Source organism: Bradyrhizobium sp. WYCCWR 12699 (assembly GCF_032144035.1).
Lineage (GTDB): Bacteria > Pseudomonadota > Alphaproteobacteria > Rhizobiales > Xanthobacteraceae > Bradyrhizobium.
This window is the reverse complement of sequence record NZ_JAVTJN010000032.1, coordinates 887836-907283: the sequence shown is the minus strand read 5'-3', so window position 1 is coordinate 907283 and position 19448 is coordinate 887836. Positions and strand designations below refer to the sequence as shown.

At 62.5% G+C, this 19448-nt stretch carries 18 protein-coding genes; 11 read left to right on the top strand and 7 right to left on the bottom strand.

All coding sequences use genetic code 11. The features are described from left to right. Window positions 1–9: 9 nt before the first annotated feature. On the bottom strand, window positions 10–279 hold the full coding sequence (locus RPS27_RS19095; RefSeq protein WP_194405624.1) for a BolA family protein: 270 nt from the start codon (window positions 277–279) through the stop codon (window positions 10–12). Window positions 280–385: 106 nt separating this feature from the next. On the opposite strand from RPS27_RS19095, the gene RPS27_RS19090 reads away from it, so the two are divergent. Beyond that, window positions 386–1018, top strand: coding sequence for a J domain-containing protein (locus tag RPS27_RS19090; protein WP_212065764.1), 633 nt, complete (start codon window positions 386–388; stop codon window positions 1016–1018). A 181-nt stretch (window positions 1019–1199) separates the two neighbouring features. On the opposite strand, the gene RPS27_RS19085 is transcribed toward RPS27_RS19090, so the two are convergent. Further along, window positions 1200–2291, bottom strand: coding sequence for a citrate synthase/methylcitrate synthase (locus tag RPS27_RS19085; protein ID WP_212065765.1), 1092 nt, complete (start codon window positions 2289–2291; stop codon window positions 1200–1202). Window positions 2292–2373: 82 nt separating this feature from the next. On the opposite strand from RPS27_RS19085, the gene RPS27_RS19080 reads away from it, so the two are divergent. Next, window positions 2374–3603 (top strand): citrate/2-methylcitrate synthase, encoded by a 1230-nt coding sequence (locus RPS27_RS19080; protein ID WP_194405627.1) that lies wholly within the window; start codon window positions 2374–2376, stop codon window positions 3601–3603. 16 nt (window positions 3604–3619) lie between these two features. Here the strand turns inward: RPS27_RS19080 and RPS27_RS19075 are convergent, their stop codons facing one another. Further along, the gene (locus tag RPS27_RS19075) at window positions 3620–4549 is read right to left on the bottom strand and encodes a LysR family transcriptional regulator (protein ID WP_211420023.1); all 930 of its coding nucleotides are present in this window, start codon (window positions 4547–4549) and stop codon (window positions 3620–3622) included. 119 nt (window positions 4550–4668) lie between these two features. On the opposite strand from RPS27_RS19075, the gene RPS27_RS19070 reads away from it, so the two are divergent. Next, the gene (locus tag RPS27_RS19070) at window positions 4669–5277 is read left to right on the top strand and encodes an NADPH-dependent F420 reductase (protein WP_313754209.1); all 609 of its coding nucleotides are present in this window, start codon (window positions 4669–4671) and stop codon (window positions 5275–5277) included. Between the two features lie 47 nt (window positions 5278–5324). Then, a complete protein-coding gene (locus tag RPS27_RS19065; RefSeq protein WP_212065767.1) occupies window positions 5325–5696 on the top strand; it encodes a nuclear transport factor 2 family protein in 372 nt (123 codons plus the stop codon). A 69-nt stretch (window positions 5697–5765) separates the two neighbouring features. On the opposite strand, the gene RPS27_RS19060 is transcribed toward RPS27_RS19065, so the two are convergent. Continuing rightward, a complete protein-coding gene (locus tag RPS27_RS19060) occupies window positions 5766–6425 on the bottom strand; it encodes a DedA family protein (RefSeq protein ID WP_212065768.1) in 660 nt (219 codons plus the stop codon). Between the two features lie 294 nt (window positions 6426–6719). Between RPS27_RS19060 and cobS the strand changes: the two genes are divergently transcribed. The 5 genes from cobS to RPS27_RS19035 all read left to right on the top strand — a co-directional run bounded on the left by cobS (window position 6720) and on the right by RPS27_RS19035 (window position 12672). Beyond that, window positions 6720–7718 carry a cobaltochelatase subunit CobS gene (gene cobS / locus RPS27_RS19055; RefSeq protein WP_028139017.1) on the top strand — a complete coding sequence of 333 codons (999 nt, stop codon included), beginning with the start codon at window positions 6720–6722 and terminating at the stop codon, window positions 7716–7718. Between the two features lie 52 nt (window positions 7719–7770). Further along, entirely contained in the window at window positions 7771–9672 is a 1902-nt protein-coding gene (cobT, locus tag RPS27_RS19050; protein WP_194405630.1) for a cobaltochelatase subunit CobT, read from the top strand. Then, window positions 9669–10739: an esterase-like activity of phytase family protein gene (locus RPS27_RS19045; RefSeq protein ID WP_212065769.1), complete on the top strand. Its 1071-nt coding sequence runs from the start codon at window positions 9669–9671 to the stop codon at window positions 10737–10739. The genes cobT and RPS27_RS19045 overlap by 4 nt, the downstream gene beginning before the upstream one ends. Window positions 10740–10871: 132 nt before the next feature. Next, a complete protein-coding gene (locus RPS27_RS19040; RefSeq protein WP_212065770.1) occupies window positions 10872–11984 on the top strand; it encodes an NADH:flavin oxidoreductase/NADH oxidase in 1113 nt (370 codons plus the stop codon). Window positions 11985–12264: 280 nt separating this feature from the next. Further along, window positions 12265–12672: a hypothetical protein gene (locus RPS27_RS19035; RefSeq protein WP_212065771.1), complete on the top strand. Its 408-nt coding sequence runs from the start codon at window positions 12265–12267 to the stop codon at window positions 12670–12672. A gap of 132 nt (window positions 12673–12804) precedes the next feature. Here the strand turns inward: RPS27_RS19035 and RPS27_RS19030 are convergent, their stop codons facing one another. Continuing rightward, window positions 12805–13056, bottom strand: a complete 252-nt coding sequence (locus RPS27_RS19030; protein ID WP_126260737.1) for a PilZ domain-containing protein — start codon at window positions 13054–13056, stop codon at window positions 12805–12807. Between the two features lie 497 nt (window positions 13057–13553). After that, window positions 13554–14888, bottom strand: a complete 1335-nt coding sequence (locus tag RPS27_RS19025; RefSeq protein WP_313754161.1) for a DUF2235 domain-containing protein — start codon at window positions 14886–14888, stop codon at window positions 13554–13556. 276 nt (window positions 14889–15164) lie between these two features. Here RPS27_RS19025 and RPS27_RS19020 point away from each other — a divergent pair, with 276 nt between their 5' ends. After that, complete coding sequence (locus tag RPS27_RS19020; protein WP_313754160.1) at window positions 15165–16763, top strand: dsDNA nuclease domain-containing protein; 1599 nt, start codon at window positions 15165–15167, stop codon at window positions 16761–16763. Next, a complete protein-coding gene (locus RPS27_RS19015; RefSeq protein WP_313754159.1) occupies window positions 16760–18892 on the top strand; it encodes a DEAD/DEAH box helicase in 2133 nt (710 codons plus the stop codon). The genes RPS27_RS19020 and RPS27_RS19015 overlap by 4 nt, the downstream gene beginning before the upstream one ends. A gap of 133 nt (window positions 18893–19025) precedes the next feature. Here RPS27_RS19015 and rpmB read toward each other — a convergent pair whose 3' ends face one another. Then, a complete protein-coding gene (rpmB, locus tag RPS27_RS19010; RefSeq protein ID WP_211420031.1) occupies window positions 19026–19337 on the bottom strand; it encodes a 50S ribosomal protein L28 in 312 nt (103 codons plus the stop codon). Window positions 19338–19448 lie beyond the last annotated feature (111 nt).

The window sequence follows — 19448 nt, the reverse complement described above, 5'->3', positions numbered from 1 at the left end:
GGTAAGCAATCATGCTTCCCCCGGTGCCTTGGCCTGGATCGCCAATGCGTGCACGCTGGCAGCGAGTTCCGCGGCCAGCGCCGAATTTATCATGCGATGGCGATCGACCCGGCTCTTCCCTTTGAAGGCATCAGATACAATATAGACCCGAAAGTGCGTCTCACCGCCCGGCCGATGCCCGGCGTGGCCCTCATGCAAATGTGACTCATCGACGACTTGCAGGCTTTCCGGCGTGAAAGCTTCCTGCAACTTGTTGCTGATAGTGTCGACCATAGCCATGTTGTGCCATTCGGGTGCAGAGATCACGCCCCGTTAATTGCCGGGTTTGCGGCGAATTGCAATGTCAAGACTTGAAGGTTTTTGCATTGCGTAGTCAAAGTCAGCCATGCCGATCGATTCATCAAAATTCTTCGACTCCATCCGCGTCAAGCCGCGGGGCAAGCAGCCGGAAGTGAAGCCGCGCGACACCGCGGTCGGCTGCGAGTGGGCCGGATGCCAGAACAAGGGCGCACACCGTGCCCCGAAGGGCCGCGAGAACCAGCGCGAGTACTGGCACTTCTGCCTGAACCATGTGCGCGAGTACAACCAGAACTACAATTTCTTCTCGGGCATGAACGCCGATGCCGTTGCGCGCTACCAGAAGGACGCGCTGACCGGCCACCGCCCGACCTGGAAGATGGGCGCCAATGGCGGCAAGAAGGGTGCGGAAGCCGAGATCGATATGGCCTCCGATCCGTTCAGCATGTTCTCGGAGATCAACGGCCGCGCGAACTGGCGCAAGGGCCCCGAGGCCGCGCCCCAGGCCGAGACGCGCAAGGTGATGAATGCCGAGCGCAAGGCGCTCCAGGTGATGGGCCTCGGCCCCAATTCCACGCTCGCCGACGTCAAGACCAAGTACAAGGCGCTGGTGAAGCAGCACCATCCCGACGCCAATGGCGGCGACCGCTCCACCGAAGACCGCCTGATCGAGATCATCAAGGCGTATAATTATCTGAAGACGGTGGTGCGCGAGGCGTAAGGCCTCGCTCCTTTCTTCCTTCTCCGCTTGCGGGGGAAGGTGGCGCGAAGCGCCGGATGAGGGGTATCTCCGCGGTTTCACCGCAAGAGATTCGCGCACGGAGACAACCCTCACCCATCTCGCCGCCGCGCGGCGATCCACCCTCTCCCGCAATGGGGAGAGGGATGGCACTTGGACGACCTCACTCCGGCATCGCCCCGACATAGGACGAACTCGGCCTGATCAACCGCCCCGTGCGCTGCTGCTCGCGCGCATGCGCGGTCCAGCCTGCGGCGCGCGCCACCGCGAAGATCGGCGTGAACGCCTGCCGTGGAATCGCCAGCGCATCGAGTAGGATCGCGGTGAAGAACTCCACATTCGTCTCCAGCGGCCGCTCCGGATTCTTCTTGCGCAGCGCGCCGCGGATATAAGCTTCGACCTCGCCGGCGAACGGCAAATCGGTTCCGTTCGACGCCAGCGCCTCGACCGCGGTCTTGAGCACGTCGGCGCGTGGATCGCGCACGCGATAGACGCGGTGGCCGAAACCCATCATGCGCTCGCCGCGCGCCAGCGCAGCGTCGACCCAGGGCTGGATGCGCTCGCGCGAGCCGATTGCGTCCAGCATTTCCAGCACCGGCTCCGGCGCGCCGCCATGCAGCGGACCCGTGAGCGCGCAATAGCCTGCGGTCACCGCCGCGAACAGATCGGCCTGTGTCGAGGCCACCACCCGCGCGGTGAAGGTCGAGGCATTCATGCCGTGATCGCTGGCGGTGACGAGATAGGCGTCGAGCGCGGTGACTTCGCGTGCGGCGGGCGCGCGTCCGTGCAGCATGCGCAGCGTGTCTGCGGCATGGCTCAGCGTCGGATCGGGTGCGACCGGCTCGAGCCCCTTGGCGCGCCGGACCAACGCGCCTGCGATCACCGGAAACGCGCCGACGATCGTCGCCTCGTGCTCCAGTCCAGGCTCGGCGCGAAGGCCGGCGACAGCCGCACGAAAACCGTCGATGACCCCCATGCCGCGCGTCGCCGGCAAGAGGTCCGGCAGGCGCGCGAACGCGCGCTCGCGCCCCGCGCCCAGGCTCGCCCGCACATTGGCTTCGCTCAAGGTCGTCTTGCTGGCGCCGTTCCAGAGCCGGGCGGTGACGCCCTCGAAGCTCGACTGGCTCGCCAGCCGGCCGACATGCTCCCCGGCAATGATCAACTCGCCGCGCTCGCCATCGACATGGCTCAGCACGGTCTCGGCCGCGGGAACGCCGTCCAGCCCGATCTGACTTTTGGTGAGGTGGATATTCATGGCCCAATCTCCCTTTTGCACTGCAGGAGCGGAAAGGTCGGGCCTCTCGACAGATTGATCAATCTTGATTACATAAATCAATATGAATAATTCCGACGGCCTTTATCTTTCCGCCCGGGAAGCCGCGGCCGAACTCGCGATCTCGCCGGCCACGCTCTACGCCTATGTCAGCCGCGGCCTGATCCGCTCCGAGCCGACGCCGGACTCGCGGAAGAACCGCTACCGCGCCGAGGACGTCCGGGCGCTGAAGGAGCGCCGGGTGCCGTCGCCGGAGCCGCGGGGTCTGCGCAGCTTCGATGCCGACCTGCCGGTGATGGACACGGAGATCTCGACCATAACCGAGGAGGGCGCGATCTATCGCGGCGTCAATTGCGTCGATCTTTCCGAGAACGACACGCTGGAGCACACCGCGACGCTGCTTTGGGATGTCTCCGACGTCGATCCGTTCGCGCCCGACAATCAGCCTGCGCTTTCCGAGGAGATGCGAACCATCGCGCAGGCCGCACGCCGGGCGGCACCGATCGATCGCGCCATCGCCGTGCTCGCGCTGGCCGCGAGCGTCGATCCCCGCGCCTTTACCCGGGCGCCCGACGGCCGCGCGATGGTCGGCGGCCGCATCGTCCGGCTGCTGGTCGCGACCATGCTCAATGCCGAAGCCTCGGCCGAGCCGTTGCACCAGCAGATCGCAACAGCCTGGGCGGCGGACAACAAGCACGCGCCCGATTTGATCCGCCGCGCGCTGGTGCTGCTCGCCGATCACGAGCTGAACGCCTCGACCTTCACCGCGCGCTGCGCGGCCTCGACCGGCCTCAACCTGTACGATGCCGTCATCGCCGGCCTCGCCGCGCTGAAGGGCCCGAAGCATGGCGGCGCCGGCGTGCTGGCTTCGCAACTCGTCAAGACGCTGATCGACCGCGACGTCGCCCCTGTTGTGCGCGAGCGCGTCGCGCTCGGCGAGCGTTTTGCCGGCTTCGGCCACGGCGTCTACAAGCGCGGCGATCCCCGGGCGCAGTCGCTGCTCAACGCGCTGTCCCGCGCCGGCGCGCCGCGAAAGTTCACCCGCGAGGTGCCGGAGCGGATCGCGGAAGCCACCGGCGAATTCGTCAACATCGATTATGCGCTCGCCGTGCTCGTGCACGCGCTGCGCCTGCCCGCCGGCAGCGAGCTCGCTCTGTTCGCGATGGCCCGCAGCGTCGGCTGGATTGCGCATGCGAGCGAGCAATTGCAGTTCGGGAAGTTGATCAGGCCAAGGGCGCGGTATGTGGGGCCGGCGCCGGGGCGGAGGGTAGGGAGCGCGGAGCCCAGAGCCTAGAATTCTTTCCGAATCCTCAGCTCAGGCTTCCGGCGAAGCGTTCGGCGAGCCTGTTCTTCTTGAATGCCTCAGCGACCCAGTCCACGAAGACTCTCGTCTTCGCTGGCACAAGCTTGCGCGATGCGTGGTAAATCGAGATCGCGCCGGCGTCACAGTACCAGCGTGGCACCAGGCGTAGCAGCGACCCGTCGTCGAGCGCTGGAAGAATGTCGGCAGTGGCGAGCATTGCAACTCCCAGGCCCAGCCGTGCGGCCTCGCGCATTGCGGCCGGGTCGTTGACCACGATCGACTCAGACAGCGGCGCCTGAACTTCGCGCCCTGAAACATCGCGCATCGACCAGTGCCGGATCCGCCCGGTCTGGAGCGAGCGCATGACAATGCCATCCAGCGCGGCCAGTTGGTCCGGCTGGGTCGGTAATGTCCGCCCCGACATGTAGACTGGAGAGGCCACAGCGACGATGTGTGCGGGCGCTAGGGTTCGGCTGACGAGGCCCGGCAACAATTCAAACCCACCTCCGATTGCGGCGTCATAGCCTTCACCGACCAGGTCGACTTGGCGGTTCTCGAAGTGCCACTCAGGGCGGACCTGCGGGTACCGGGCCAAGAAGGCGGGAAGCAGCGGCAGGATATGGGCGGCGCCGAATGTCGGAGGCAGGCTTATCTTGAGAATGCCCGCCGGCTCCTCGCGTCCGGTCGAGACTCCGGCGATTGCGGCCTGGAGCCCCTCAAGGTGGCCGGCAATCGCCGTGCGGAACGTCTCGCCAGCCTCGGTGAGCGTCAGCCGCCTTGTTGAACGATGAAACAATCGGACGCCGAGATTGCGCTCAAGCATGGCGACGTTGCGGCTGACGGCCGCCGGAGTGAGCAAAAGGCGTCGGCCAGCCTCAGAAAAGCTGCCGCATTCGGCGCTGCGAACGAAAGATTCCAGGTTGGCCAGCGTTTCCATGGGCTCATTTGCAAGTGATCGTTGATAATCTTACGAGCCATAGCACTCTAATAAAAGGGGAATGTCTGGCGCATCTCTGGGCCATCGATCAGTCCGCCTGATCCCAAACAGCTCGGAGCATCTCCATGTCCACCATCGGCATCATCGGCGCAGGCAATATTGGCCGCGCAATCGCCCAGACACTGGCGCGCAACGGCATCGCCGTGACCCTGTCCAACAGCCGGGGTCCAAACAGCCTTAGAACGACCGCGGCCGAGATCGGTCCGCTTGTGACTGCGGGCACCCGCGAGGAAGCCGCAGCCAAGGATATCGTGTTCGTCGCGGTCAATTGGTCGAAGCTACCTGATGCGCTTGCCGGCCTGCCGTCCTTCGGCGGCCGCATCGTCATTGACGCCAACAACCCGATCGAGGCGCCACTGTTCAAGCCGGCAGAACTCGGTGGTCGCGCCTCGTCGGAGATCTTCGCCGATCTCGTCCCGGGTGCGCGGGTGGTAAAGGCTTTCAATCATCTCCTGGCGCAGCTCCTCGCAACAGACCCGGCGAGCAATGGCGGCAAGCGCGTGCTGTTCTACTCGGGCGACAATGCCGACGCGAAGGCCGCTGTCGGCGCGCTGATCGAACGGCTCGGATTCTTTGGCATCGACCTTGGGTCGCTTGCTGTCGGAGCTAGGCTAACCCAGTTTCCGGGTGGTCCGCTTCCGGCGCTGAACCTGGTCAAGTTCGGCTGATAGCTTCGATGATGCTATCCAACCAGATGTGATGAAAGGCTTACGAGATGACAACCAATGATGTCGATTTCGATCAACTGCTGCGGGCAAACCTGGAGCGCGTCTTCAACGAGCGGGACGACGAACAACGTCGAACCGCCATTGCCGAGTTGTACGTTGAAAAGCCTGTCATGTACGAGCCGACCAACATCGTTTCGGGACGCTCAGAAATCTCGCGGGTCGCTGGAGAGCTGCTGAAGCAGTTCGGGCCAACATTCAGGTTCGTGCCCGATGGGGTCGCGGTCGGGCATCATGGCTTGGCGCGCTTGGCCTGGCATGCCGGACCCGATCAAGGCCCCATCGCAGTGACCGGAGCCGACGTGGCCGAGTTTGAAGGTGGCAAGATCTCACGGCTATGGGTGTTGCTAAATCCGCAATGAGAGAAGCACGCTGCCGAACTAAAGCCTGATCCGGAAAAGTGCGCAGCGGTCTTCAGAAAAAATCATACTTCAGGCCCGCGGCTTTGCCGCCACGACACCGCCGCCGTTGCGCCGGCGATAGATCCACACCGCTACGCCCCCCACGATCGCAACGCCCGCCACGGTCAGCATCCAGATGTGCTTGCCGACATGGCCGTGATGATGCAGCCCGGCATATTCATGCAAGGCCGACACCGCGAGCACGCCCGGCAGCACATGGGCGGGGGCCCAGACCAGGATCGCGGGGATGTTCACCGCGTAGAATTTTGCCGGCGCCATGCCCAGCGCGCCCGCCGTCACCGGCACGAAGGCGCGGATCGGCGGCACGAAACGGGCGAAGAACACGGCCCAGGTGCCGAAGCGGTTGAAGAAGCTTTCGCTCTGCTCGACCACGCGCGGATAGTTGGTCAGCGGCCAGGTGGTGAGGATTTTGCGCTGCTGCCGGTGCCCGATGAAGTAGGCCGAGCCGTCGCCCAGCACGGCCCCCGCGGCCGCGGCGAGCAGCACCCAAGGCAGCGCCAGCTCGCCGCCCGGCACCAGGGCGCTGAGCGCCAGGATGATGGTCGAGCCGGGGATCACCGATCCCACCACCGGCACGGCTTCGAGCAGCGCCGCCAGGAACAGGGTCAGATAGGCCAGCCACGGATGGGCCGAAACGAAGGATATCAGGGGATCGAGAAAGGACGTCACGTCGTCTCTTGCAGGGCTGGAGCATGGGGGCTTCGGACCCTACATAAGTAACCGCATACGGCCAAAGTGCCATTCGCAGGAAACGGCGCGGCCCCGCCCGAATTTGGGCGTGATTCGCAAGGCAGCCCTCCAAAAACTGCGTTCCTTGCCTATCTAAATGAAAAGACAACGGAACTTTGATTGAGGGGCGGGCTTCTGCCGGCACGTTGTCTCTGATAGGTTGAGTTTCAGCACCCAGCCGCAGCCAACGTGCGAATAACCGGTTTCGGGACCGCCCGGGACCTCGGAGGATTGATGACGACCGCCGCCATGTCCAAAGTTGAGGAAGTTTCCGGTCTGCCCGACATGAAGGTGTCGGTGCGCCAGGTGTTCGGGATCGACAGCGATCTCGAAGTCCCCGCCTATTCCGAAGTCGATCCTCATGTGCCCGAAGTCGATTCCGACTACCGCTTCGACCGCGCCACCACGCTCGCCATTCTCGCGGGCTTTGCCCGCAACCGCCGCGTGATGGTGACCGGCTATCACGGCACCGGCAAATCCACCCATATCGAGCAGGTCGCGGCACGCCTGAACTGGCCCTGCGTGCGCGTCAACCTCGACAGCCACATCAGCCGTATCGACCTCGTCGGCAAGGACTCCATCGTGGTCCGCGACGGCAAGCAGGTCACCGAATTCCGTGACGGCATCCTGCCCTGGGCGCTGCAGCACAACGTCGCGCTGGTGTTCGACGAATACGACGCCGGCCGCCCGGACGTGATGTTCGTGATCCAGCGCGTGCTCGAAGTCTCGGGCCGGCTGACGCTGCTCGACCAGAACAAGGTGATCAAGCCGCATCCGGCGTTCCGGCTGTTTGCGACCGCCAACACCGTCGGCCTCGGCGACACCTCAGGCCTCTATCACGGCACCCAGCAGATCAACCAGGGCCAGATGGACCGCTGGTCGATCGTCACCACGCTGAACTATCTCAGCCATGACGAGGAAGTGGAGATCGTGCTGGCCAAGGCCAAGCACTATCGCACCAGCGAAGGCCGCGACATCGTCAACAAGATGGTGCGCCTCGCCGATCTCACCCGCAACGCCTTCGCCAACGGCGATCTGTCGACGGTGATGAGCCCGCGCACGGTGATCACCTGGGCTGAGAACGCCGACATCTTCGGCGATATCGGCTTCGCCTTCCGCGTCACCTTCCTCAACAAGTGCGACGAGCTCGAGCGTCCCCTGGTCGCCGAGTTCTACCAGCGCTGCTTCAACGCCGAGCTGCCGGAATCGGCAGTCAACGTGGCGCTGAGCTGATTTCTCCCGGGGTGTCGTCCCGGCTCTCACCGGGACGACGGATCAAGGTGACATGACCACCTCCAACTCCAAATTCCGCAGCACCAAGGAAGCGCCGACCGAGCCGTTCAAGCGCTCGGTCGCCTCCTGCCTGAAGGCGATCGCCAAGACGCCCGAGCTCGACGTCTCCTTCGCCGCCGAGCGTCCGGGCCTCGCGCCCGGCAAGGCCCGGCTGCCCGAGCCCGCGCGAAAGATGACCAAGCGCGATGCGGCGATCGTGCGCGGCCACGCCGATTCCATCGCGCTCAAGATCGCCTGTCACGACGCCAAGCTGCATCGCAAGCTGATGCCGGGCAATCCGCAGGCGCGCGGCGTGTTCGAGGCGGTGGAGCAGGCGCGGGTCGAGGCGATCGGCGCGCGCCGCATGGCGGGCGTTGCGAAAAACCTCACCGCGATGCTCGACGACCATTTCCATCGCGGCAAGTTCGACGAGATCACCGACCGCGCCGACGCGCCGCTCGCCGACGCGCTGGCGATGCTGGTGCGCGAGCGTCTCACCGGCATGGCGCCGCCGACCGCCGCGAAGAAGATGGTCGATCTCTGGCGTCCAATTCTCGAAGACAAGATCGGCAAGCGGCTCGACCGGCTCGACACCCTCGTCGAGGACCAGACCCGGTTCGGCGATGCCGTGCACGACCTGCTGACCGCGCTCGAGCTCGGCGACGAGCGCAACGCCGACAGCGAGGACGACGACAACGACGACGAGAACCAGGACGGCGACAACGATCAGTCCGGTGCCGAGGGCTCGCCCGATTCCGACGCCGCGCAGGAGATGAGCGCCGACCAGGCGCAGGCCTCATCCGAGGAGATGAGCGAGAGCGCGATGGAAAGCGCGCAGGCCTCGACCTCCGACACTTTCGACGACGGCGAGCTCGGCGACGACGAGACGCCGGGCGAGGCGACGCGTCCGAATTCGCACGGCAAGAACGAGCCGCGCGGGCCGGAATACCACGCCTTCGCGCCCAAGTTCGACGAGGTCATCGCCGCCGAAGACCTCTGCGACCATGACGAGCTGGAGCGCCTGCGTGCCTATCTCGACAAGCAGCTCGCGCATCTGCAGGGCATCGTCGCCCGCCTTGCCAACCGCCTGCAGCGCAAGCTGATGGCGCAGCAGAACCGCGCCTGGGAGTTCGATCTCGAAGAGGGCATTCTGGACCCGGCGCGGCTGTCGCGCGTCGTCACCGATCCCTATCACCCGCTGTCCTTCATGCACGAGAAGGAGGCGACCTTCCGCGACACCGTGGTGACGCTGCTGCTCGACAATTCCGGCTCGATGCGCGGACGGCCCATCACGGTCGCCGCGACCTGCGCCGACATCCTCGCGCGCACGCTGGAGCGCTGCGGCGTCAAGGTCGAGATTTTGGGCTTCACCACGCGCGCCTGGAAAGGCGGGCAATCGCGCGAGGCGTGGCTTGCCGCCGGCAAGCCGGCCAATCCCGGCCGCCTCAACGATCTCCGCCACATCATCTACAAATCGGCGGATGCCCCGTGGCGCCGTGCGCGAAAGAATCTCGGGCTGATGATGCGCGAGGGGCTGCTCAAGGAGAACATCGACGGCGAGGCGCTGGACTGGGCGCACAAGCGCCTGCTCGGCCGGCCCGAGCAGCGCAAGATCCTGATGATGATCTCGGACGGTGCGCCGGTCGACGATTCCACGCTGTCGGTCAATCCCGGCAATTATCTCGAGCGGCACCTGCGCCACATCATCGAGGAAATCGAGACCCGCTCGCCGGTCGAGCTGATCGCGATCGGCATCGGCCACGACGTGACGCGCTACTATCGCCGCGCGGTGACGATCGTGGACGCCGAAGAGCTTGGCGGCGCCATCACCGAGAAGCTCGCCGAGCTGTTCAGCGAGACCAACACCGCGCCCACCCAGCCGGCCGGTCGCCCGCGACGCAAATTGCATTCGTGAGCACGCATTCATCCCGCCGCAGCTTTCTCAAATACGCTGCGGCGGGATTTTCCACCATCGCAGCCTCTCGCGTCGCGCTGGCGCAAGCCACGGTCGAGCCTTCGCCGCATGCGCTTGCGAACGAGCGCGCCGTCACCGACCCCGTCAATGTCGAGGTCAACGCGCGCGCCATTCCCAATTTCGAGCCGCGTGACCGCACGCGTACCCGGTTCGGCTCGCTGAACTATCGCAGCGGCCTGGTGCTGACCTCGCCCTATCGCGGCTTCGGCGGATTGTCCGGCATCCGGCTGGATGCCAAGGGCGAGCGCTTCCTCGCCGTCTCCGACCAGGGCGGCTGGTTCACCGGGACCATCCGCTACGCCAATGGCAAGATGACCGGTCTCGACGACGTCGAGGCCGCGCCGCTACTCGGCGCCGAGGGTCGGCCGATCACGGAAAAGCGGGGGTGGTGGGATTCGGAATCGATCGCGCGCGACGGCAACCTCGTCTATGTCGGGCTCGAGCGCGTCAACCAGATCCTGCGCTATGATTTTGCCAAGGGCGGCACGCGCGCGCGCGGCGAGGTGATGCCGGTGCCGGCGGGCGTGCGCAAGCTGCCCTCCAACAAGGGGCTGGAGGCGCTTGTCGTCGTGCCCAAAGGCCAAGCGCTCGCGGGCACGCTGATCGCCTTCTCCGAGCGCGGCCTCGACGCCGACGGCAATCTCACGGCCTTCCTGATCGGCGGCCCCACGCCCGGCCAGTTCAGCGTGCGCCGCATTGAGAAATACGACATCAGCGATGCCGTGCTGCTGCCTTCGGGCGAGCTCCTGATCCTTGAGCGCAAATTCTCCTGGTTCACCGGCGTCAACATCCGCATCCGCGCGATCCCGCTGAAGTCGATCACGCCGGGCGCGCTGGTCGACGGCCCCGCGCTGTTCGTCGCCGATCTCGGCCAGGAGATCGACAACATGGAAGGCATCGACGCCCACGTCACGCCCGAAGGCGAGACCGTGCTGACGGTGATCTCCGACGACAATTTCTCGATGCTGCAGCGGACGCTGCTGCTGCAATTCACGCTGGCGGAGTAGCGGGGCCGTCGCGTCAAGCCGCGGGGGCAATGCATGGCGCCCCGATCCGCCATTCGTTCGAGCCGCTGGCAATCCGCCGTCCGCCCACTAAACTCTCTCCACATTCCCGCCCCCATCCCGGAACTCCCCCGCATGTCTGTCCTGTTTTCCCCGATCAAGCTGCGCGGCCTGACCTTGAAGAACCGCGTCGTGGTGTCGCCGATGTGCCAATATTCGGCCGACGACGGCGTCGCCAATGACTGGCACTTCACCCACATCAACAATCTCAGCCTGTCGGGCGCTTCGATGTTCTGCATCGAGGCGACGCATGTCGAGGCGATCGGCCGCATCACGCCGGGCTGTCTCGGGCTTTACAGCGATGCCGGCGAAGCCGCGCTGCACCAGATCCTCAGCTCGGTGCGCAAGCATTCCTCGACGGCGATCGCGATGCAGCTCGCTCATGCGGGCCGCAAGGCGTCGAGCGCGCGGCCCTGGGACGGCGGCCAGTTGATTCCGGTCGAGCAGGGCGGCTGGCAGACGGTGGCGCCGTCGGCCGTGCCGCACAAGGAGGGCGAGGCCGCCCCGCTGGCGCTCGATGCCGCGGGCCTCAAGCGCATCCGCGAAGCCTTCGTCGATAGCGCGAAGCGCGCCGACCGGCTCGGCATCGACGCCATCGAGCTGCACGGCGCGCACGGCTATCTCATGCATCAGTTCCTGTCGCCGATCTCCAACAGGCGCACCGACGAATATGGCGGCAGCCTCGAGAACCGCATGCGCTTTCCGCTCGAGATCTACGACGCCGTGCGCGCCGTCTTCCCCGCCGACAAGCCGGTGGGCATGCGCGTGTCCTCGACCGACTGGGTCGAGGGCGGCTGGGATCTGGCGCAGACGATTGAATTCGCCAGGGCCTTGAAGGCGCGCGGCGTCGACTGGATCGATGCCTCCTCCGGCGGCGTCTCGCCGCTGCAGAAGATCCCGCTCGGCCCCGGCTATCAGGTGCAGTTCGCAGATGCCATCAAGCGTGAGACCGGATTGCCCACCATCGCCGTCGGCCTGGTCACGGAGCCGAAGCAGGCGGAAGAGATCGTCGCATCCGGCAAGGCCGACATGGTCGCGCTCGCCCGCGGCATGCTCTACGACCCGCGCTGGGCCTGGCACGCCGCCGCCGAGCTCGGCGGCGAGGTCGAAGCCCCGCCGCAATATTGGCGCTCGCAGCCGTCCACGCAAAAGGCGTTGTTCGGCAAGACGACCTTCGGGGCGAGGTAGGGGAGTGCATGTGAGGCGCGACGGCGGCGCCACAACACCGCTGTCGTCCATACCGCGTGATCTCACGATGATCCGCGGTCTGCGTTGACAACTTAACTGACAGCCGTCGCCAAACTACTCCCTGTGGTTATGGGTCCTCGCGTTCGCAGGGACGACGGCAGGATGTGAGGTGAGCGCTTTCGCCTCACCATCCCTTACGCCTCCGTAACTCTCCTCACCTTCCACCCCCCGCAAAACTGGCCTAACCTCCGGCTCCTTAACACCGCAACGGAGGCCCGCCATGCGGTTTCGTGTTCGCAAAACGGCTCACATCTTCGAGCGCGTCGGACTTGCGATGGCGGGTGCGGCGTGCGGGCTGTTCGTCGGCGCCTATGTGGGCTCGGCGATATCGGCGCTGACCACGCAGGGCTTCCTGCTGCTGATGATGCTGCTCGGCTTCGTCGGCTTTTATCTGGGCATCGACACGCCGCAATTGCCGTTCGACGACGCGCATAGCGAGATCGATGCCGCCGAATTCCTCAGCGCCGCCGGCACGCTCTGCGCCACGCTGACCGCGCTCGCCTCCGTCGCCGTCATCGTGCTCCGCCTCGATCCGCACATGGCCTGGACCTGGCTCGCTCTGTTCGGCTGGATCGCCGGCGTCGCCATGCAGATCGTCGGCGGTGCGAAAGCGCGGATGCGGAAGTAGGCGGGGCATTTGTTGGAGAACAAGCGTGCTCCGAGCTCGGTCACCTCTCCCGCTTGCGGGAGAGGCCGCGCCGAAGGCGCGGGTGAGGGAGCGCACCGCCAGCGCAGCGGCGCTTGTGACTCCAGCGTCCCCCTAAAACACCACGCCCACGCGCGTGCCGCGCTTCCACGCGATGCGGCAGCGCTTCTTGGTGTTGACGTGCAGAAGCTCGAAGCGATCGGGGATGTTCACCTGGCCGCCGAGATCGACGCAGGCGCCGCCGGGCGAATAGTCGATCAGCGTGCAGGGGATCACCGGCGCGCGCGCGTCGGTGATGATTTTGGCCTGGCGCGACACCAGCCCTGCGGGCTTCACGCGGGCGTATTTGCGAGGGAATTGCGGCACGTCTCCTCCAACTCCGCAAGGTTTCGCAGCGGGTTCGAGGCCATGATGGAACGGGAGATGATGCGATCCGGCTAAGGCGTGCGGGAGAATTTTAATGAAAAGTGTCGGCGACGGAAGAAAGCGAAGGTAGCGGGGTGGGGTGGGATCCTCCAAACTCCGCTGTCGTCCCTGCGAAAGCAGGGACCCATACCGCGTAATCTCTCGGGTTGTCCGCGGCAGGAGTACCGAACAACGTGTCTTCGCCAAACCACTCCCTGTGGTTATGGGTCCCTGCGTTCGCAGGGACGACAGCGGTGGTGTGGCGCGAGCCTACCTCCACCACCGTCATTGCGAGGAGCGCAGCGACGAAGCAATCCAGAAATGCATTCGCGGAGACAGTCTGGATTGCTTCCGACTTCGCCGAAGGCTTCGGCGGACAAGTCACTGCGCTCGCAATGACGGCTGCGAGACGCCCGCGCTCGCCATGACGAGCGGCGAGAGCCATGCCCGCCGCCGCATCACCCCGTCACGCCCTCCGTCCCCGCCACCAGCTCCACCCCCGGCGCCACCGGCATCGGCACCGTCTCATACACCTTCGGCATGTTCACCGGCCGGTAGTCCGGCTCCACTGCCATCCGCTTCAACACGCTCTCATGCACATGCGCGCCTTCGGGGATCGGGCGCGGCTCGCAATCGGGGATGTAGAAGCCGAGAAACACCTTGCGCTCCGGCCACTCCTTGTACTTCGCGCTTTTGGGAATGTACTCCAGCAGCCGCCAGCCCGCCGTCATGGAATCGTGCAGCACGCCCGTCTTGCCGGTGTAGGCCGGCGCGACATATTGAAACGGCGAGTTCTTGCGCTGGATGCCCCAGGCGAGTTGCTTGATGGTGGCCGGGTTGAAGTTCAGCCCTGCCTTCTCGGCTTCCGCGATCATCCAGATCAGCGGATATTTGGAATCCCCGCTCTCGGCCTCCGGATAGCCGCCGCCGACGTCGCTGTGCACGCCGGCGAACCACACCTGCAAAATGTCCTGCGGCACCTTCTTCTCGTCGGGCACGTAGCGGTTGCTCCAGAAATCCTGCGGCTCCCAGTACTTCTTGAGGCGGAACATGCAGCGCCGCTCGTCGATCGCGATCGCCTGCCGGAAGATCTTGACGCTGGGGTTGCGCAGCGTGAAGGCGAGCTCCTCCAGGCTCGGCCAGAACAGCCGGTCGGCGCGCGGCACGATCACGCTCGCCACCGTGTCCCACACGCCGATGAAGTGGATGGTCGGCCAGCGCGTCGAGGTGATGCGCGCGAACTGCGCGGCGAGGTCGAACGCGTCCTTCGGCAGCGGCCCGCTCTCGTCGGTCGCGATATTCTCGAGGTCCTCGATGTCGTTGCCGCGCCCGGTGCCGGAATATTGCTTGTAGGCGACGAGGCCCGAGCCTGCGAGGTTCGCCTGCTCCGGCCTGATCAGCCCGATCTTGTGGATCAGCCCCGCCAGCACGCGCACCGTATAGGCCCCGCGCGAAAAGCCGAACAGATAGATGCGGTCGCCGGGCGCATAATGCTCGACCAGGAAGCAATAGGCCGAGAGCACGTTGTCATCGAGCCCGTAGCCGGTGGCGAGCCCCAGCACCAGATTGATATTGGCCTTGAGCCGGTGCCACGTCGTCGGCTCCGTCACCGTGCCGACCCCGGGATCGTAAAACACCATCTCCCGCGGCTGCGTCCTGTCGGTCTTGCGCAGGCAGCGATACAGCTTCAGGACGTTGGAGATGTTCTCCGAGATCTCGTTGCCGGTGCCGTCACAGCAGATGACGAGGTTCTTGGCGGAGGGGTGGTGGTTGGGGTCGCGCGCGGAGTCCATCAGATGCGCCTCGGGGGGATGCTACCGGGGCGAGTATAGCGGAAAGAGCCGACATTGCGCATTTAGCGAACATGTTCTCGGTTGATCTGGCAGGTGCTAGCGTGCGGCGGCGTGACGCCGTAAAACTACGGAATCTCCCATAAGTCCTAAGTCTAAGTTTTTACGTGTATTTTTCTCGACCACACCATTAAGTTCTTGCGTAGAATCGCTTTCAACGATTGATTGCAAATTATTCTGTCTCGTGAATCCTCTGACTGCGTACAGGATATATGTTCCGTGGACGACATTTCGGACGCTGGTGGCGTCGCTGCTCGGATCGGATTTAAGTACCAAGACCACGTAGCAGCCTCGTTCGTGCTCGACATGCTGGACGATCGAAGAGTCGTTCAGGTCGAATGCGAGACGAGCGATGATATTACCAGGGTACTCCACCAAGACGATCTTCAGATTGTCGAATACATCCAAGTCAAAACCACGGAGCGGGACAAGAAGTGGACCTCCACTGAGCTAACAGCGCGAGCTACAAAGGATAGCCCGACCTCGCTTGTAGAAAAGTCGCTCCTGGCTGATAAGCATCAACCTGGCGCTCGTTTCAGGATCGTTACGAGGCGATCTGTGAATGCTAGTCTGGCCGCGCTGCTGGATCCTATTGAGCGACGAGAGGCCGCGGGTCAGATTTCCGTGTTGGCCGCGAAGCTGAAGGCGAAGTATCCAAAAACGTTGTCATCCAATGGGCACGATCTAGCCTACTGGGCCCAAAATGCACTTTGGGATGTTCGGTCCGGACTGGAGCATATCGAATCTCAAAATCTGCAGCTCTTGAACAGGATTGCGGAAGAGTTTGGGGCGAACCCTACCTACTCGCAAGCGAAGAGAATCTATTCTGACCTGCTTCTGTTAGTGGAAGCGGCCGCTGCGGCGACCCGGCGGAATAAGATTAAGAAGGTCATCACGCGCACCATGATCGTAGATTGGTGGAGTGCTCGCTTGGCGGAGGTCCGAGCGACAGCTGCCGCGAGCGCAAAGCCCTATAGAATACGCGGCACCAGCTTCTTCATAGAAGTACACAACGTTCCATATCCGCTCGAGAGGCGGCAAGCTCTTGGTTACGATGCCCAGTATGAACGCAAAGTGTGGCGCTCGCTGCAGCTGTCGCAATACTTAGTCAGTTGGCTCGCCGAGCTGTCATTGAAGGCGAGTGAGCTTGCGGAGATCGACCAATTAAATCTTAAGCAGAAGCTTGATGCTGGACTTGCTACCATCCGGGCGCAACGGACGCTGAATTCTCGGGAATTACTGGGAGAGGCGTTGCTTCACGCCATTTTACGCCATTACTTCGGTAGCGAGCCTGTTGCCTGTAAGCTATTTCATCGCTCTCGCTTGGGAGATCGAATAACAAGAAATGCACACATTGTGTCGCGTCAACAAGGTGACCAACTTTGGTTGGGGCGCACTTACCTTCTAGAGGATGAAGGCGAACGTGAGCTCTTGGCCCGGATTGCGGATGATTTGTGCGAGTCTCTCGCAACCGAAGTTCTCCAGGAAGAGCGGCAGGTAATAATCCAGTTGCGAGAGCCGCAGCACCTGACCTCGCGGTCCCTATGGGACGCCTTTGGGTCGGGAACGCCGATCGATCGCATACTTGAGATGCTATGTATTCCTGTATTGATTGCATACGACAGCGCGGTGCTTGGAGTCGGCCATTCAGAAGATTATCAGCAGAAGCTGAAGTCAGAGATCGCGAAGTTTGGAGACAGATTCGTTTCAAGTCTCCCGGCGCAAACGGCTGAAGTTCAGGTGCACATTATTTTCGTGCCCGTCGAGAATCTCTGCGTGCTGGTTGATCAATTTGAGAAGGAAATTGGCTTGGCATGAACTACAGGCAGCTGAGGGACCAACTTGGCCAAGAAGATCTTCAATCCTCAAAGATGTTCGAGGTTTTGGGCCAAATTGCGGGTCACGTAAACAACAAAGAAACGCATAACCAAGGGCGTGATCTCGTAATTCGTGCACTCGCTCGACGAGATCTTTGTGGCGAGTTTGAAACTCGCGTTTTGGCGTCCCTTGTTCGTAACGTCGGGCTCTACCCTTACTTATCCCCGATGCTCGAGTCCGTTGAGGATGATGACTTTCTAGCCTATGAACTGCATCGGCCTGATGGTTTAGATGCGGTATTTCATAGCTTGCAGGCACGCATTTATTATCAGCTGCGATCAGGCTCGAACGTTGTCTTGAGCGCGTCGACCAGCGTTGGCAAGAGCTTGTTGATCGACGCCATGGTGGCTCTCGGCAAGTTCAAGAAGGTCGTTGTGGTCTTGCCCACGCTTGCCCTGATCGACGAAACTCGAAAGAGGTTGGCTTCTAAGTTTCGCGAGCGGTGTCACCTGATTACGCACCCGACTCAAGTCGCTCGTTCCGACAAGATCAATGTGTATGTGCTGACTCAAGAGAGGGTTCGGCATCGAATTGATTTGTCGAACATAGATTTCTTCGTGGTGGACGAGTTCTATAAGCTTGATTTCAGGCGAGACGACGATAAGCAAAGGGCGATTGAACTCAATCTCGCGTTCCATCAATTGGCAACTACTGGGGCGCAGTTTTATCTGCTCGGCCCCAATGTCCAATCGATCAAAGGATTGGACAAGTACGAATTTCATTTCATTCCGTCGGACTACTCGACTGTAGCGGTAGATGTTGTGCAGTTCGATCTGCCCAGTCGTGGAGATGATCGCCCAAACAAGCTGGCGGAGTTGGCGCAGCTGATCGAGGGCTCCACGCTAATCTACTGTCAGGGTCCCGGCAGCGCGGTCAAAGTTGGCCGGCGACTTATGCGCAGCGTTGAGCCAAATAATCCTGAATCTTGCGCAGCTACTGCGCATTGGATGGCTGATAATTACCATCCAGAGTGGGCGGCGGTTGCAGCCGTACAACATGGAATAGGTCTTCACCACGGAGGCATTCCGCGTGCCCTTCAGCAGCATATGGTGCGCATGTTCAATGATGGGTCACTTAAGTTTCTAGTCTGCACCTCGACCCTCATCGAGGGGGTGAATACGGCGGCGAAGAACGTAATTGTGTATGATCGCCGACGTAATAAGAACGTGCTGGACTTCTTTACTTATAAGAACATCCAAGGTCGCGCTGGGCGAATGGGTACGTACTTTGTCGGCAAAGTGTACATGTTGGAAAAGCCGCCGGTCGATGACGACGTTGTTGTCGAATACCCGATCGGAGAGCAGTCCGAAGAGACGCCCCTAACTCTTCTGCTTCAGTTGGATGATGATGAACTCTCTGATTTCTCGAAATCGAGGGTTGAGGATGCAATAAAGAATAGCTTTTTGTCGGCTGATACGCTTCGTCTGAACGGCTCTGTGCCACCAGATATCCAAAATCGAATTGCGGGCATTGTTTATCAAAAATTCAAGTCCGGGGACGTTGCTCTAGTCTGGAGCGGATTTCCCAAGCACTTTCAACTAATCGCCGTCTGCGAAATCATAGTCAATGAATTGTCTGGGCCGCGCTTAAACGATCTTGGTATCAGCTCGGGAAGGCAACTCGCTTGGCATCTGAGTACGCTAAGCCAAGCAGATGGGATTCCTGGTTATCTTGCCGAGATCGCGCGCGGAACGTTAGCTCATCAAGTTGTATCCGACAGAATCGATGAGGCGCTAAAGGTCATTCGCAACGTCATCACATTTCAATTCCCGCGTGACTTGATGGTGCTGGATAGAATTATTTCGGAGGTCGCTAATCGTCTGGAGATGGCTGGACCGAATTACAGCGTTTATGCCGAGGCGACCGAGAATCTATTTCTTCCGCCTGCGATCGCAGCATTAGAGGAATATGGAATTCCGGTGCAGATCGCGAAGAAGTTGTCTGCTTACTTACACGAGTACGATCTCGACAGGACCTTGGACGATCTGAGGGCGCTCGATCTCGGTAAGGTCGAGAATCTATCGGCGTTCGAGCGCACACTTGTTGGATCGGTTCAGAGCGCGATTTGAACAGAAGATTGTGTCCGAGTTGCCCCCAAAAACAAAAACGGCCGGATCTTCCGATCCGGCCGCAACGCAAACTCTACTTGGCTAAGCCTACGCCACGCGACGCAACCTAGCCCCCGCCCAATCTCTGAAAAACTTAGCTCGCCTTCTTCGCCGGCGCGGTCGACGGGCCGACCTTCTTCTGGATGGCGCGCTTCAGCTCGAGGGCGCGGGGGGAGAGCACGTCGGCGTTGGCCTTGAGCAGGAAGGCATCGAGGCCGCCATTGTGGTCGACGCTCTTCACCGCGTTGGTGGAGACGCGCAGGCGCACGTTGCGCTCCAGGGCTTCCGAGATGAACGTCACGTTGACGAGGTTCGGCAGGAAGCGGCGCTTGGTCTTGATGTTGGAGTGGCTGACCTTGTGGCCGACGAGGGGGCCCTTGGCCGTCAGTTCGCAGCGGCGAGACATGGCATAAATCCTTGAGTTCGAACCCCCAACGAGTGCGGCCGCCATTTTGGGCGCCACGGGGGCAAATTCTTTTGTCCTTGCAGGGAGCGGGCGGACGTATAGGGGGGAAGG